This window comes from Saccharothrix sp. CB00851 (assembly GCF_001905065.1).
Classification (GTDB): Bacteria; Actinomycetota; Actinomycetes; order Mycobacteriales; family Pseudonocardiaceae; genus Actinosynnema.
Genome location: NZ_LWLC01000011.1, coordinates 1 through 15,605, shown reverse-complemented (window position 1 = coordinate 15,605; position 15,605 = coordinate 1). Strand labels below are relative to the sequence as shown.

The 15,605-nt window shown below is 70.7% G+C and carries 14 protein-coding genes; 7 read left to right on the top strand and 7 right to left on the bottom strand.

What is annotated here, in order from left to right:
• Nucleotides 1–117 precede the first annotated feature (117 nt).
• Both A6A25_RS11920 and A6A25_RS11915 read left to right on the top strand, forming a co-directional pair.
• A complete protein-coding gene (locus tag A6A25_RS11920; RefSeq protein WP_073888841.1) occupies nt 118–1,320 on the top strand; it encodes an acetyl-CoA C-acetyltransferase in 1,203 nt (400 codons plus the stop codon).
• Nucleotides 1,320–3,383, top strand: a complete 2,064-nt coding sequence (locus tag A6A25_RS11915; RefSeq protein WP_073888532.1) for a 3-hydroxyacyl-CoA dehydrogenase NAD-binding domain-containing protein — start codon at nt 1,320–1,322, stop codon at nt 3,381–3,383. The genes A6A25_RS11920 and A6A25_RS11915 overlap by 1 nt, the downstream gene beginning before the upstream one ends.
• A 195-nt stretch (nt 3,384–3,578) precedes the next feature.
• Here A6A25_RS11915 and A6A25_RS11910 read toward each other — a convergent pair whose 3' ends face one another.
• The 3 genes from A6A25_RS11910 to A6A25_RS11900 all read right to left on the bottom strand — a co-directional run bounded on the left by A6A25_RS11910 (nt 3,579) and on the right by A6A25_RS11900 (nt 6,041).
• Nucleotides 3,579–4,124 (bottom strand): hypothetical protein, encoded by a 546-nt coding sequence (locus A6A25_RS11910; RefSeq protein WP_241828605.1) that lies wholly within the window; start codon nt 4,122–4,124, stop codon nt 3,579–3,581.
• A 117-nt stretch (nt 4,125–4,241) separates the two neighbouring features.
• On the bottom strand, nt 4,242–5,234 hold the full coding sequence (locus tag A6A25_RS11905; RefSeq protein ID WP_073888529.1) for an AraC family transcriptional regulator: 993 nt from the start codon (nt 5,232–5,234) through the stop codon (nt 4,242–4,244).
• Nucleotides 5,235–5,483: 249 nt separating this feature from the next.
• Nucleotides 5,484–6,041 (bottom strand): DM13 domain-containing protein, encoded by a 558-nt coding sequence (locus tag A6A25_RS11900; protein WP_073888527.1) that lies wholly within the window; start codon nt 6,039–6,041, stop codon nt 5,484–5,486.
• Between the two features lie 124 nt (nt 6,042–6,165).
• On the opposite strand from A6A25_RS11900, the gene A6A25_RS11895 reads away from it, so the two are divergent.
• From A6A25_RS11895 to A6A25_RS11875, 5 genes are all read left to right on the top strand, one after another.
• Entirely contained in the window at nt 6,166–6,561 is a 396-nt protein-coding gene (locus tag A6A25_RS11895; protein ID WP_073888525.1) for a hypothetical protein, read from the top strand.
• Nucleotides 6,558–7,658 carry a winged helix DNA-binding domain-containing protein gene (locus A6A25_RS11890; protein WP_143193110.1) on the top strand — a complete coding sequence of 367 codons (1,101 nt, stop codon included), beginning with the start codon at nt 6,558–6,560 and terminating at the stop codon, nt 7,656–7,658. The genes A6A25_RS11895 and A6A25_RS11890 overlap by 4 nt, the downstream gene beginning before the upstream one ends.
• Nucleotides 7,659–7,730: 72 nt before the next feature.
• On the top strand, nt 7,731–8,114 hold the full coding sequence (locus A6A25_RS11885; protein WP_073888521.1) for a hypothetical protein: 384 nt from the start codon (nt 7,731–7,733) through the stop codon (nt 8,112–8,114).
• A 77-nt stretch (nt 8,115–8,191) separates the two neighbouring features.
• The gene (locus A6A25_RS11880; protein ID WP_073888519.1) at nt 8,192–9,265 is read left to right on the top strand and encodes a GNAT family N-acetyltransferase; all 1,074 of its coding nucleotides are present in this window, start codon (nt 8,192–8,194) and stop codon (nt 9,263–9,265) included.
• 82 nt (nt 9,266–9,347) lie between these two features.
• On the top strand, nt 9,348–10,334 hold the full coding sequence (locus tag A6A25_RS11875) for a LacI family DNA-binding transcriptional regulator (RefSeq protein ID WP_241828604.1): 987 nt from the start codon (nt 9,348–9,350) through the stop codon (nt 10,332–10,334).
• A 59-nt stretch (nt 10,335–10,393) separates the two neighbouring features.
• Here the strand turns inward: A6A25_RS11875 and A6A25_RS11870 are convergent, their stop codons facing one another.
• From A6A25_RS11870 to A6A25_RS11855, 4 genes are all read right to left on the bottom strand, one after another.
• Complete coding sequence (locus A6A25_RS11870) at nt 10,394–11,812, bottom strand: GH1 family beta-glucosidase (protein ID WP_073888837.1); 1,419 nt, start codon at nt 11,810–11,812, stop codon at nt 10,394–10,396.
• A gap of 8 nt (nt 11,813–11,820) precedes the next feature.
• The gene (locus A6A25_RS11865; RefSeq protein WP_073888835.1) at nt 11,821–12,645 is read right to left on the bottom strand and encodes a carbohydrate ABC transporter permease; all 825 of its coding nucleotides are present in this window, start codon (nt 12,643–12,645) and stop codon (nt 11,821–11,823) included.
• A gap of 23 nt (nt 12,646–12,668) precedes the next feature.
• On the bottom strand, nt 12,669–13,583 hold the full coding sequence (locus A6A25_RS11860) for a carbohydrate ABC transporter permease (protein WP_073888833.1): 915 nt from the start codon (nt 13,581–13,583) through the stop codon (nt 12,669–12,671).
• Nucleotides 13,584–13,645: 62 nt separating this feature from the next.
• Nucleotides 13,646–14,920, bottom strand: coding sequence for an extracellular solute-binding protein (locus A6A25_RS11855; RefSeq protein ID WP_073888517.1), 1,275 nt, complete (start codon nt 14,918–14,920; stop codon nt 13,646–13,648).
• Nucleotides 14,921–15,605: the final 685 nt, after the last annotated feature.

The following is a 15,605-nucleotide window of genomic DNA, read 5'->3' as shown; positions in this document are numbered from 1 at the left end:
TCAGGGTCTCGCCCCCGGCCTGGGAGCCCTCAGGACTCGACCCCACGGGATGGTGAGCTATTAAGTCACCTCGCTCGGTCATGGGCAGGGTCGAGTGCCGTGGTTACCGTGGAGTACATGAGCGAAGCCTTGATCTTCGACGCGGTGCGCACACCGCGTGGCAGGGGAAAGCGCGGTTCGCTGCACAGCGTCAAGCCGATCACCCTCGCTTCCGGGGTGCTCGCGGCGCTGGCGCGGCGCAACGACCTGGACACCTCCGCGGTGGACGACGTGGTGTTCGGCGTCGTGTCACCGGTCGGCGAGCAGGGCGCGGACATCGCCCGCACAGCGGTGCTCGCGGCCGGGTGGGACCTGCGGCCGGCGGGCGTGCAGCTCAACCGGTTCTGCGCGTCGGGCCTGGAGTCGGTGAACCTCGCCGCGGCCAAGGTCGCGTCCGGGTTCGAGGACCTGGTCGTGGCCGGTGGCGTCGAGTCGATGTCGCGGGTGCCGATGGGCTCGGACGGCGGCGCGTGGATGGCCGACCCGGAGACCAACATGGCGGTCAACTTCGTGCCGCAGGGCGTGAGCGCGGACCTGATCGCCACGCTGGAGAGGTTCACTCGGGAGGACGTCGACGCCTACGCGCTGCGCTCGCAGCAGCGGGCGACGCTGGCCCGGGACAAGGGCTGGTTCGACCGGTCGCTGGTGGCCGTGGTCGACCAGAACGGCTCGGTCGTGCTCGACCACGACGAGGCGATCCGCCCGGAGACCACGCTGGAAGGGCTGGGCAAGCTCAAGCCGAGCTTCTCGTTCCACGGCGACCTGGGCTTCGACGCCGTGGCCATCGACCGGTACCCGACCGTGGAGCGCATCGACCACGTCCACACCCCGGGCAACTCGTCGCAGATCGTGGACGGCGCGGCGGCGATGCTGATCGGCAACGAACGCATCGGCCGGGAGCTGGGCCTGACGCCCCGCGCGCGGATCATCGCGACCGCGGTCGTCGGATCCGAGCCCACGATCATGCTCACCGGTCCCGCCCCGGCCGCGCGCAAGGCGTTGGACAAGGCGCGGCTGACCGTCGAGGACATCGACCTGTTCGAGATCAACGAGGCGTTCTCGTCGGTGGTGCTGAAGTTCCAGCGCGAGCTGGACCTGCCCGACGACAAGGTCAACGTCAACGGCGGCGCGATCGCCATGGGCCACCCGCTGGGCGCGACCGGCTGCATGATCCTGGGCACCCTGCTCGACGAGCTGGAGCGCCGGGACCTGCGGCGCGGGCTGGCCACGTTGTGCGTGGGCGGCGGCATGGGCATCGCGACGATCATCGAGAGGGTCTGATGGCTATCCACTTCGAGCGGGACGACGAGGGCATCGTCACCCTCACGATGGACATGTCCGGTTCGGCGAACGTGATGAACGCCGAGTACCACCAGGACATGGGCGCGGCGGTCGCGCGGCTGGAAGCCGAGCGCGACGACATCGCGGGTGTGGTGCTGACGTCGGCCAAGAAGACGTTCTTCGCCGGTGGAGACCTGAACGTGCTCATCCGGATCACGCCCGAGAACGCCGCCGAGGCGCTCGGGTTCCTGGAGGAGATCAAGGGCCAGCTGCGGCGGTTGGAGCTGCTCGGCAAGCCCGTCGTCGCCGCGATCAACGGCAGCGCGCTGGGCGGTGGCCTGGAGATCGCGCTGGCGTGCCACCACCGGGTGGTGCTGGACGACGACAAGATCCAGCTGGGGCTCCCCGAGGCGACGCTGGGCCTGCTGCCCGGCGGTGGCGGCGTGACCCGGATGGTGCGGCTGCTCGGCGTGCAGCCGGCGTTGCCGTTGCTGATGGAGGGCAAGCAGCTGCGGCCGGCGCGGGCGTTGCAGGCCGGGATCGTGCACGAGCTGGCGTCCTCACGCGAAGAGCTGATCGCCAAGGCGCGGGCGTGGATCAAGGAGAACCCGGCGCCGCAGCAGCCGTGGGACAAGCCGGGGTACACCGTGCCGGACGTGCGGGTCGGCGACCCGAACCTGTACGGGCTGCTCGCCGCCGCGCCCGCCGTGCTGCGGAAGAAGACGCACGGCGTGTACCCGGCACCGGAGAAGGTGCTGGCCGCCGCGGTCGAGGGCGCGCTGGTGGACTTCGACACGGCGTTGAAGGTCGAGGCGCGGTACTTCGTGGAGCTGGCGGCGGGCCAGGTCTCCAAGAACATGATCAACACGTTCTGGTTCCAGCTGAACGAGATCAGCGCGGGCGGGTCGCGGCCGGCCGGGGTCGAGCGGTCGAAGGTGTCGAAGGTCGGCGTGCTCGGCGCGGGCATGATGGGCGCGGGCATCGCCGAGGTCAGCGCCAAGGCCGGGATCGAGGTCGTGCTGAAGGACGTGACGCTGGAGGCCGCGCAGCGGGGTGCCGGTGACACGCCGGGCATCACGCCGACCGACTCCGACGCCGACCTCGCGGGCTGCGACCTCGTGATCGAGGCGGTGTTCGAGAACCGGGAGCTGAAGAACAAGGTGCTGCCGGCGGCGGAGTCGGCCGCTCTGCCGGACGCGGTGATCGCGTCGAACACGTCGACGTTGCCGATCACCGGGCTGGCGTCGGCGGTGGGTGATCCCTCGCGGTTCATCGGGCTGCACTTCTTCTCGCCGGTGCCGAAGATGCGGCTGGTGGAGATCATCCGCGGGGAGAAGACGTCGGACGAGACGTTGGCGCGGGCGTTCGACTACGTGCTGCAGATCGGCAAGACGCCGATCGTGGTGAACGACAGCCGGGGCTTCTACACGTCGCGGACGTTCGGCACCTACGTCACCGAGGCGGTGTCGATGGTGGCGGAGGGCGTGTCGCCCGCGTTGATCGAGAACGTCGCCCGTCGGGCGGGCATGGCCGTGGGCCCGCTGGCGGTGTCCGACGAGGTCACGTTGACGTTGCAGCTCAAGATCCGGGACCAGACGCTGGCCGACGACCCGGCGGTGGCGGGCGCGTTGGGGGACCACCCGGCGTTCAAGGTGCTGGAGGAGCTGGTCGCCGAGGGGCGCACGGGCAAGTCCGGCGGTGCCGGGTTCTACGAGTACCCGGAGGGCGGCAAGAAGTTCCTGTGGCCGGGCCTGTCCCGGTACGCGCGGGCCGACGCGGGCGTGACCGAGCGGGACGTCGAGGACCGGTTGCTGTTCATCCAGTCGCTGGAGACCGTGCGGTGCCTGGACGAGGGCGTGCTCACGTCGGTCGGTGACGCGAATGTGGGCTCGGTGTTCGGCTTCGGCTTCGCGCCGTGGAGCGGCGGCACGGTCCAGTTCATCAACTCCTACGGCTTGACGGAGTTCGTGGAGCGCGCCGACTACCTGGCCGACACCTACGGCGAGCGCTTCCGCCCACCGGCCTCCCTCCGCGACCGCGCCACCCGCAACACCCCCTTCTAACCCCGCGAGAGTCGAACACTCAGGTCCCGCGTGTCCCACGTTCAGAACGCGCGTGTCCTACGTTCAGGTACCCCGAGTTCAACGCTCAGGACGGCGAGCCGTGTTCTGAGTGTTGAACTCGGGTGTTCTGAACGTAGGACACGGTGGTCCTGAACGTGGGACACGCGGGCGCTGGAGGTTCGACTCACGAGGGGGTTAGGCGGTGGCGCGGGGCCAGGTCGGGAAGGCGGTGGTCACCTCGGTGCGTTGGGTTACGCCGTTGACGGTGACGGCGATGGTGACCTCGGGCGACTTGACCGTGCGGCCGTCCTGGACGCCGACGCCGCGGGGCGCGTTGGAGTTGTTGATGTCGAAGAAGTCACCGTTGACGGCGGCGACCGCGCGGGTCCGGTTCGCCTGGGCGGACAGCGGTTCGGCGGCGGCGACGTGCCCGGGGTACAGGTAGTCGACCTTCGTGCCGGCGGTGAGGTCGACGGTGAGCGCGTCGCCGCGGATCCAGCCGCCGGCGCCACCCAGCTCGTACCAGTCGAACGAGCTCAGCGACACGCCCGGCGCGACCGGGCGGGTGCTGCGTGCGGTCTCGATGCGACGGGCCGGGTCGACGGCGGGCGCGACCGCGACGCCCGGCAGGTCGACGGCGGTGGTGGGCGGTGGAGGCTCGGCGTGCGCCGCGGGCGCGGTGCTCGCCAGGGCGAAGACGAGTGCCCCGGCCAGGGCGGCGGGGCGAGGGCGTGGGAACACGGGCACTCCCGCAGGGGTGGGGTGAGATTCTTACGCGATGTAAGTCCACCGTGTTGACGATTCGCCGGACACGGCCGTTCGGCCGCAGTTGGCGACCCGATCGGCCGTCCGGCGAGGTCAGCTAACAGGCCCGGCCCGGTACGTACCAGGACTGGTGCCCGTCCACCGCTTGAACGCCCGGTGAAATGCGCTCGCCTCGGAGAAACCCAGCCGCAGCGCCAGTTCCTCCACCGACTCACCGCCGCGCACCAGGCTCGCCACGGCCTGGTCGCGCAGCAGCTGCTCCCGCACCTCGCGGAACGACGTGCCCTCGGCCGCCAGCTTGCGCCGCAACGTCGGCGCGCTCATCCCCAGCCGCGCGGCCACGTTCTCCAGCCCCACCACGCCGCCGCCGAGCATCCGCCGCACCTGGCTCGACGCGTCCGCGCCGTAATCGCGCCGGGACAGCAACTCGGCGGGCGAATTGCGCAGGAACCGCCTCAATGCGGCTTCGTCCTGCACCACGGGCATCCGCAGGAATCGCGCGTCGAAGGTCAACGTGGTCGCGGGTGCGGAAAACCGCAGCGGGGCGCCGAAGATCAGGTGGTATTCCGCGCCGTGCGGCGGCTCGGGATAGGCCAGGTCCACCCCGCGCAACGGGATCCGCCTGCCGATCAGCCACGACGAGAACCGGTGCCACAGCACCAGCAGCGATTCCACCAGGAACCGGTCCGGGTCGTCCACGCCCGCCGCGGACAGGGTGAACGCGACCACGCCGTCGTGCTCGCCCAGCGTCATCGCCGGACGCACGTCGAACAGCTCGTAGAACGCGAGCCCGCGCCGCAAAGCGTCCTCCAGTGACGCGCAGTGCACGGCGAGCAGGCACATGGTCGGGAACGTGCCGCGCTTGCTCGGCTTCGGCCCCAGGCCCATGAACTCGTCGTCCAGCGCGTCCCAGAGGGCCTGGATCAGCTTGGTGTACTGGGCGGGCGTGACGCGGGCGCGTTCGTCGGCGAGCAACGCCTCGCTGATGCCGGCCGTCGCCAGCACCCCGGCGACGTCGTGACCACGCCGCACGGCGCCGCGCAGCGCGGCGTTGACGTAGTGGATGGCGATGGTCCTGGTGAGCATCACTCACAGTGTGCATCACGGTCGCCGACAGGCCGTGTGCGGCGGCGCGGAACGGGGAGAGAAAGCGCCGCGCCGCCGCCAACGGTGGCCCACCCCAGTGAGCCGGCTCCTCGTCGATGGGGCATCCGCCCGCCCACCAACGAGGGACGTTGTGGTGCCTACCACTCTAGGTGGTCTAGACCAGATACGTCAATACGGCGAAAAGGCTATAAATGGCCCAGACCACCGCGTATTTGTTTCGCCTATGTGTCAGCCCTGTTCCAACGGCGCTACTCCGAAGCCCTCGGAAAACCTCTTGCACCAGATCACGACGCTGCGGACGGTGCTCAGGTCGAGCTCGGCGGGCACTTCGTAGACCTGGTTGCCGCGATTGGCCTTCAGCTTGCCGAGGTTCGTGAAACCGGAGTCGAACGCCGCCTCGGGCGAGTCGGCGGGCTTGTCCGACAGGTACACGTAGAGGTCCGGACCGTCGCTGGTGTCCAACGCCTCGAACTGCACGGCGCGCTTGCCGTCCGGCAGCTGGACCAACGTCGCGCTCCCGGTCGTGGTGTAGTCCAGGGAGCGGAACGGGCCGGAGGCCAGCGCGACCGGGCCGACGGGCGTCGTCGTCGTGGTCGGTGCCGGGGTCGTCGAGCCGACCGACGCCGAGGACGTGGTCGTGGTCGTCGCTGTCGATGCCGGCAGCAGCAGCGCCTCGTCGGCCGTCCGGTCGGTGAACAGCCGCCACGGCTGGAACAGGTACAGCCCCACCACCAGGGCGACCACCAGCACGCCGGCCACCCCGATCACCACTACCCGCTTGGACATCTCACGCCTTCCGAGGAGTTCGTCTTCCTACCGGACAACTCTGGCGAACCGGACGCCGGTCCGTGGGCGAAACCCGCTTACGAAGTTCTGACGTCTCCCGGTCCCGCGTTGTTAGGGTCGCCACGTGGGTGAACGGGTCGGGTTGGCGATCGTGTGCGCGCTCATGGTGGGCTGCGCCGCGTTCGGCCCGTTCCCGCACCCCGTGCCGCTGCTGTTCCTGGTCGCGGCGGTCGGCGCGGCCAACGCCGCGTTCCCGTTGATGTGCACGTTCGGGTCCGCGCTGCTGGGAGGGGTCGCGGCGGCCGGCATCGGGCTGGCGTCGGTGCCGTTCGTGACCTGCTCCTCGGACAAGTTCACGGACGTGTTCACCTGTACAGGTGATGCACCGACGTGGCACCTGACCGGCTCGGTGCTCGCGGCCGGGCTGTCCGGCGCCGGTCTCGTGCTGGCCCGGGCACTGGGCACGGCGGCGCTGGAGCGCAGGCTCGCGACCGGGCAGGCTCGGGGCGAACGCCGGTGAGCGTGACCTGGCGGCAGGTGGCGGCCTGGCGCACCCGCCGGCACGGCCTCGACGCGCGGCGACCCGCCGGTGAGGCGCTGGACGTGGTGTCCCGGCTGTGCGGCCTGCACGCGCAGCTGATGTCGTCGGCCGGGACGACGTGGCGCGCCCGCGTCGACGGGCTGCCGGACGACGCCGTCGAACAGGCCCTGTGGACCGACCGCACGCTGGTCAAGACGTGGTCTATGCGCGGCACGCTGCACCTGCTGCCCGCCGCGGAGTACCCGCTGTGGCAGGCCGGGTTCGCCACGTACCGGCACTACCTCAAGCCGGTGTGGCTGCGGAACTTCGGCCTCACCGCCGAAGAGCTGACGTCGCTGGTGGAGGCGGTGGGCGAGGCGTTGCGCGACCGCCTGCTCACCCGCGCCGAGCTGGCCGAGGAGGTCGCCGCGCGCACGTCCGCGGACCTCGGCGGGAAGCTGCTGGAGAGCTGGGGCGCTTACCTCAAGCCCGCGTCGTTCCAGGGCAGGCTGGTGTTCGGGCCCGGTGAGGGCCGGTTCGTCCGGTTCACCGACCCGCGCACGTGGCTGGGCGTCGACTTGGAGGCCCGTGACCGCGCGGTCGAGGAGGTGGCGCTGCGGTTCCTGGCCCAGCAGGGGCCCGCGACCAGGGAGGACTTCGCGCGCTGGTGGGGCGTGAGCCCGGCCGACGGCGGGCGGGTGTTCAAGGCGCTGGGCGAGCGGATCGTGCCGCTGGACGTCGAGGGCGCGGCCCACTGGGTGCGGGCGGAGGACCTCGAAAATTTGCGCGCGGCGGAGCCGGTGCGGACCGTGCGACTGCTGCCCGCGTTCGACCAGTACGTCGTCGCGGCAACACGCCACGCCACACACCTTCTCGATGGCGGGACGCCCGAAAAGGTGTACCGACCGCAGGGATGGCTATCCCCGGTACTCATGGTGAACGGGATGCTGGCCGGGGTCTGGTCGCAGGAGCGCACGGGCGGCCGGACGACCGTCACCGTGGAGCCGTTCCGCTCGTTGTCCGCTGCGGCACGGAAAGCCGTGCTCAGCGAGGTGGACCGGTTACCGGGCCCGATCGAGGTGCACTGGGCCGGGTGAGCCGGTCCGCCGGGCGGTACTGTTCAGCCGCTCACCGTTGCGCCACAAGTACGTTCTGTTAGGAGGCTTGCTGTGCGGGTGCTGTGGGCCACGTGCGGCTTGGCCGTGGCGGCGTCGGCGCTGATCGGTGTCCTCATCGGGGTGTACCTCGACGGTGTGAAGGACGAGCAGCAGGCCGAGACGCCCGCCTCGACGTGGATCACCGATCGGCCGTCGACCGCCGGCAGCTCCACCCCGCCGCCGAGCACGATCACCACGGACGCCATCTCGTCGCCGCGTAGTTCGACCACCACGGTCCGGACCACCACGACGACGCCACCGCCGGCCGCGCCGCCGCCACCGCCGGAGACGACGACCGAGGCGCCGCGGACGACGACCACCACGACCAAGGTGAAGAGCACCGAGTGGCCGTGCAGCCCGATCAACCCGCTGCCGCCACCGCACTGCCGGGACTGACCGCGCGGCGGCGATCCCTCACGTCGCCGAAACGCCCACGTCCCCGCCCCGCAACGTGGGCCGAGCAGCCTGGTCGCATGGACACCACACCGAAGACCTGGCGACTGCGCGTGGAGCTGGACGACAGTCCCGGCGCCCTGGCTCGGGTGACCGTCCGGCTGGCGCACCAGGACTGCAACGTGCTGGCCCTGTCCGTGATGCCGGTGCCCGGCGGCGTCCTCGACGAGCTCGTGGTCCAGGCCGGGCCGGGCGTGCTGCCCGCGGACCTGGTCGACGCGGTGCGCGCCGAGGGCGGCCGGTGCGTCGGCATCACCGCCGCCGACGTGCGCGACCTGGTCGACGCGCCGACCGCCGCACTGCGCGCCGCCGCGCGAGCCCTGCGCGACCCGAGCACGGTCGCCGAGGCGCTGCGCACCGTCCTGGGCGCCGACTCGGTCACCCTCGAGCCCACCGAACCACCCGTCCACGACCCCGCACCCGACCACCCCCGCGACTGCGGAGCAGCGGCAATCAAACGGGGCTGGGCGCCGTTCACGCAGGTGGAGCTGGCCCGCGGGCAGGCGTTGCTGGACCTGCTGGCCGCCCACGGCGTGACGACGCCCCAGCCGACCGCGCTGCTGACCGACGACGGCATGGCGCTGGTGCTGCGGCCCGGCCGCGCGGGCGACGAGGACGCGGTCGCCGAGCTGCACTCGCGGTGCTCGATGGGCACCCTGTTCAACCGCTACCACTCGGGCGTGCGGACCGTGCCGAGGCGGTGGCTGCACCGGCTGCTCAGCCCGCCCCGCGGCACCACCGTGGTGGCCCAGTGCGCGGACCGGGTGGTCGCCCTCGGGCAGCTCATCCCGATGTCCACTCCGGACAGCGCCGAGGTGTCGTTGCTGGTGGAGGACGGTTGGCAGGGTCGGGGCGTGGGCACCGCGCTGCTCGGCGCGCTGGCCGGCGCGGCCCGGGCGGACGGGCGGCGCGAGCTGGTCGGCTGGTGCCTGCCCGCGGAGACCGGGCTGGTCCGCACCGCGGCCCGCGCCGGGCTGCCGACCTCGGTGCGCCGCGAGGACGGATTGCTGCGTGTGTCGATCGCCACGGAGGCGTCGCGCGTCACCGGTCCGGGTCCTGTTGAGAGCGCTTCCCGGCAGGTCGCCTCCAGCTAAGCTGGGTTCGTAGGGCGATCGTCGAGGAGTGGTGCTCGTGTCGGTTCAATCGCACTCAGGCGCGCGGCCCACGCTGGAGGACGTGGCGGCGAAAGCCGGCGTTTCCCGGGCGACCGCGTCACGGGTGCTCAACGCGTCGCCCAGGGTGAGCCCGGAGGCGCACGAGGCGGTCACGGCGGCGGTGATGGAGTTGGGCTACCAGCCGAACCAGGCCGCGCGGGCGCTCGTGACCAGGCGTTCCGGCGCGGTGGCGGTGGTGTTCTCCGAGCCCGAGCCGAAGATCTTCGACGACCCGCACTTCGCCTGGTTGATCCGTTCGGCGGCACGGTCGCTGGCCGACGCGGACGCGCAGATGGTGCTGATGCTGGTGCACTCGCCGCAGGACCAGGCCCGCGCCGAGCGGTTCCTGGCGGGCGGGCACGTGGACGGCGCGCTGCTGTTCGCGCCGCACAAGGGCGACCAGCTGCCGACCGTGGCGCGCAAGCTGCCGCTGCCGGTGATCTACGCGGGCCGGCCGTGGGGCTCGCTGCGCGGCATCCACACCGTGGACCACGACAACGAGGGCGGTGGGCTGCTGGCCACCGAGCACCTGATCTCGTTGGGGCGCAAGAAGATCGTCTCGGTGACGGGCCCGCTGGACGAGCACTCGGCGATGGACCGGCTGGCCGGCTGGCGCACGGCGGTCGGCGCGGACGACGAGACCACGGCGTTGATGACGGCGGACGGCGGCTTCTCCCGCGAGGGCGGCCGCAAGGCGATGGAGGCGCTGCTGGCCCGGGTGCCCGACCTGGACGCGGCGTTCGTGGCGTCCGATTACATGGCGGCCGGTGTGCTGGACGCGTTGCGCGAGGCGGGCAAGCGGGTGCCGGAGGACGTGGCCATCGTGGGGTTCGACGACCACCCGATGATCGCACCGCACACCACGCCGTCGCTGACCAGCGTGCGGCAGGACACCAGCGCGCAGGTCCGCCACATGGTCACGCACCTGCTGCGGCTGCTGCGCGGCGAGACGATCCGGGCGCGGCGCGAGGTGCTGCCCACCGTCCTGGTCCGGCGCGAGTCGGCGTAGTCGCCACCGGGGTGCCGGGCGGGGGCCGCCGCGGCGACATGCGGCCCCCGACCGACAGGTCACGGCAGGTCGTACCCGGTGGCCGGAACGGCGTTGGCGCCGATCGCCTTGGCCAGCGCACGGCCGCTCCGCTTCACCGTGCGCACCTGCGTGTCGTAGTCGACGTGCACGATGCCGAACCGCTGGCTGTACCCCGCCGCCCACTCGAAGTTGTCCAGCAGCGACCACGCGAAGTACCCGCGCACGTCCACCCCCGCCCCGATGGCCCGGTGCACCGCGCGCAGGTGGTCCACCAGGTAGCGGGTGCGCGCCTCGTCGTCCACCCGGCCGTCCTCGACCACGTCCGGGAACGCCGAGCCGTTCTCGGTGATCACCAGCGGCAGGCCGACGTCGCGCTGGAGGCGTTCCAGCAGCGCGGTGAGGCCCGAGGCGTCGACCTCCCAGCCGAACCCGGTCACCTCGCCGCGCGGCGGCAGGAAGTCCACGCCGCGCAGGCCCGGGAACGGCCCGTCGTCCACCTTCAGCGGGTCTTCGGCAGGTGCCACGCGGGTCGGGCTGTAGTAGTTCACGCCCATCCAGTCGATCGGCTCGGCGATCACGTCGAGGTCGCCGTCCCGCACCACGGCCGTCCAGTCACCCAGCCAGGCGGTGTCCTCGATGACGTCACGCGGGTAGCCGCGACCGCCCAGCGGGTCGAGGAACAACCGGTTCTGCAGGCCGTCGACCTTGCGCGCCGCGTCCAGCTGCGAGTCGTCGTCCACCGTCAGCGCGCAGAAGTTCAGCACGATGGAGAGCTCGTGGTCGTCCGGCGCCTGGTCCCGCATCACCTGCACGGCCAGGCCGTGGGCGAGCAGGAGGTGGTGGGCGGCTTCCAGCGAACCCTTCGGGTCCACCACACCGGGCGCGTGGATGCCGTTGGCGTACCCGAGGAACGCCGAGCACCACGGCTCGTTCAACGTGGTCCACTGCCGCACCCGGTCGCCCAGGTGCTCGTGCGCGAGCGCCGCGTACTCGGCGAACCGGAACGCCGTGTCGCGGTTGCGCCAACCGCCCGCGTCCTCCAGCGCCTGCGGGAGGTCCCAGTGGTAGAGCGTGACGACCGGCTCGATCTCCCTGGCCAGCAGCTCGTCCACCAGCCGGTCGTAGAACGCCAGTCCCCTGGGCTCCACGCGGCCCGCGCCGACCGGCTGGATGCGCGGCCACGCCAAGGAGAACCGGTACGAGTCCAGTCCCAGCTCCGCCATCAGCGCCACGTCGGAGGGGTAGTGGTGGTAGTGGTCGCACGCCGGCTCACCGGTGTCACCGCCGAGCACCGCGCCCGGTCTGGCCGCGAACGTGTCCCAAATGGACGGACCGCGACCGTCCACCGCGGTCGCCCCTTCGATCTGGAAGGACGCCGTCGCGGCTCCCCACCGGAAACCCGGTGGGAAGCGCAGCAGGTCCTGCCCGACCTCGGTGTCCGGGTCGGTTGTCGTCATCCGCGAGTTCACCCCTTCACAGCGCCCTGCATGATCCCGCCGACGATCTGCCGCGCCAGCAGGATGAAGATCCCCACCACCGGCAGCACCGCGAGCGACGCGCCGGAGAGCATGAGCGAGTAGTCCGTGTAGTAACCGCTGGCCAACGTCGACAATGCCACCTGCACCGTGGGGCTGTCGTTGGGGTCCAGCACGATCAGCGGCCAGAAGAAGTCGTTCCACGCGGTCATGAACGTGAACATGCCCATCACGGCCGCCTGCGGGCGCACCGCCGGGAACGCCACGTGCCAGAACGTCTTCAGCACCGAGCACCCGTCCACCCGGGCCGCCTCGATCAGCTCGTGCGGCACGGACTCCTCGCACGCCTGCCGCATCCAGAACACCGAGAACGCGCCGATCAGCGCGGGCACGATCACCGCCTGCAGCGTGCCGTACCAGTCGAGGTCCGACATCAGCATGTAAAGCGGGATGACGCCCAGTTGCGTGGGCACCATCGACGTGCCGACCACGACCAGGAACAGCGAGTTCGAGCCCCGGAACCGCAGCCGGGCGAACGCGAAGCCGGCCAGCGTGCCCAGCACGACGTTGCTGATCGCCACCGTGCCCGCGACCACCAGCGAGTTCTGCATCGCGAGCCAGAAGTCGACGGTGTCGAACACCCTGGTCAGGTTGTCGATCAGGTTCCCGCCGGGCACCAGTGACGGCACCGCGTCGCCCAGCGCGGAGTTGTCCTTGCTGGCGATGAGGAACGAGTAGTACAGCGGGAACACCGACGCGAGCAGGACCACCACCAGCACGGCGTAGGCGAGCGGCCCGGCCTTCGTGAAGCGCATGGCCTTCGTGGAGCGCACGGCCCTCACCCCTTCGACGCGATGCGCCGCGCCACCGTGAAGTTCACGACCGCGACCACCAGGATCACCAGGAACAGCACCCACGCGATGGCCGAGGAGTAGCCCGCGTCGAACAACCGGAAGCCCTTCTCGTACAGGTACATCACCACGGTCTGGAACTGCCGGTCGTCACCGCCGGTGCCGGTGGCCGTGCCGCCCGGGTCGAACAGCTGCGGTTCCACGAACAGCTGCATGCCGCCGATGGTGGAGACGATGACGGTGAACAGGATCGTCGGCCGGATGCTCGGCACGGTGATCGACCAGAACACCCGCCAGCGGGACGCGCCGTCGAGCATCGCCGACTCGTACATGTCCTTGGGGACCGACTGCATCGCGGCCAGGTAGATCAGCGCGTTGTAACCGGTCCAGCGCCACATCACCATGGAGCTGATCGCCAGGTGTGAGGCCCACGTCTCGGCGCGCCAGTCGACCGGGTCGATGCCGACGAACCCGAGCAGGGCGTTGACGATGCCGAAGTCGCGGCCGAACAGCTGCGCGAACACCAGCGCCACGGCGGCCACCGAGATCACGTTGGGCAGCAGCACGCCCGCCCGCCAGAACGCCCGGCCGCGCAGGCCGCGGTCGAGCAGGGCGGCCAGGCCGAGCGCGGCGAGCAGCTGGGGGATCGTGGAGAGCAGGAACAGGCTGACCGTGTTGCCCAGCGCGTTCCAGAAGTTGCCGTCCGACAGCAGTTCGGTGTAGTTGGCCAGGCCGGTGAAGCCCTGGTCGCCCTCGATGAGCTGCCACTCGTGCAGCGACACCCACGCGGTGTAGAGCAGGGGGTAGAGGCCGAAGATGCCGAACACCACGAAGAACGGCGCGATGATGACGTACGGCGTGTACTTCGTGTCCAGCCGGCCGAGCTTGTCCCGCCACGACAGGCGCTGCGCCGGCGGCGGGGCGGGCGTCGTGCCCCGCCCCGCCGCCCGTTCCGGTGCGACCGTCACTTGGCGGCGTCCCGCGCTTCCCGGACGGCCTGGTCGAAAGCGTCCGAAGTGGACTGCTTGCCGGTCTCCACGCGGGACAGGGCGTTGTTGAAGACCGGGGTGACCTTGGAGTCCTTGGTACCGCGGTAGGTCGGCTTCAGGTTCTCCGCCGAGTTGCCGAAGATCTGGCCGACGGGCGCGGAGTTGAAGTACTCGTTCTTGGTCGAGGTGACCTCGGGGTCCTGGTACGCGGCGGGCTCGCTGGGCAGGTTGCCGGTCTCCTTGAAGATCCGCTTCTGCTGCTCGGGCGCGGTCAGCCACTTGGCCAGCTCGTAGGCTTCCTTGGGGTGCTTGGTCTGCTTGGGCACGGCCAGGAACGAGCCGCCCCAGTTGCCGCCGCCGCCGGGCGCGGCGGCCACGTCCCACTTGCCCGACGCCTCGTCACCCGCACCCGCCTTGATCAGCGCGAGCGCCCAGGCCGGGCAGGTCGTGGTGGCGAAGGACGCCTGCTTGAGCGCGACGTTCCAGTCCTGGCTGAACGGCGCCAGCGCACCGGTCTGCTTCTTCTCGCCGAGGCTCGCGGCCAGCGTGAAGGCCTGCTTGACCTTGTCGTTCCGGTCGCCGATGAACGAGTCGTCGGCCTTGGCGAAGTAGCCTTCCTCGGTCTGGTCGAGGATGGCCTTGTAGACGTTCTGGGCGGTGTCGACGAACTTCTTGTCCGGCAGCTTCGCGCTGAACGTGTCGGCGACCTTGAGGTACTCCTCCCAGGTCGGCCAGAGCTTGCCGACTTCCTCGCGGTCGGTGGGCAGGCCGGCCGCCTCGAACAGGTCACGCCGGTAGCACAGGGCGAGGCTGCCCATGTCGGTGCCGAGGCCCAGCACGAAGTTCCCGCCGTCGGTGGTGCCCTGGTTCCACTTCCAGGCCGCCCACTGGCTTTCCAGGTCCTTGGCGCCGTGGTCGGCGAGGTTGACGAACTTGTCCTTGGACTGGCGGAACTGCGTGATGTTGCCTTCTTCGATGGCCACGATGTCGGCGGCGCCCCGGCCACCCGCGAGCTGCGTGGCGAGCTGCGTGTGGTGCTGCTCCATCTTGACCGTGCGCTGCTCGATCTCGATGTTCGGGTGCGCCGCCTGGTACTCCTTGATCAGGTTGGTGTAGCCGAAGTCGGAGAAGACCCCGATCGACAGCTTGATCTTGCCGTCACCCGCGTCCCCACCACCGCCACCGCACGCCGCCACCACCGTGGCGGCCAACGCCACCGCCGTCACCCGGCCGACCGAAGTCTTGCCCATCCGTCCTCCTCGACGCACTCGCCGGGCTCGGACCCGACGTCATGAGAGCGCTCTCACAGTCGTGAGTCACGGTCCGAGGTGTCAACCCGGGAAGTCCCGGTCGACACCGTTCCGCAATAATCTGAAGCGCTCTCGTGCGCTGATGGTGACCGCCTCACCACGATCCGTGAGGCACCGAAGCCGGGTGGCCCGGCCCTCGCCCGGGCCACCCGGCACTCTGTTAGAGGCGATTCCGAGCCGGATGTGACGCGCCCTCAGCAAAAATTCTGTGACCCACACCGCACCACCGACGACCGGCCAACTCACGCGCCCCCGCCACACTCCCACCCGACCAACCCGACGCCCCCAACGAACCCCCCACCACCCTCCAACCTCACCAACCCGACGCGCCCAACGACCCTGCCGCCCACCCCCAAGGCCACCAGCCCCACCACGCCACAACGGCCCCGCAACCCCACCACCGAGGCCCACGAACCCTCGTGCCCACAACGGCCCCGCAACCACCCCACCAACCACCCCACCGCACCGCACCACAACGGACCCGCAGCAGAACCACAAAGGCCCGATTTTACCTGGGGTTCGGGTGCTTTAGGCTGGTCGAAGCCGGCAGGCCTGGCGGGACGCTCTTCCCCGCCGGGCCTGCCCGGCTTTGGCCTGTCTGGAGTGCCCGTAAGCTTGATCTTTA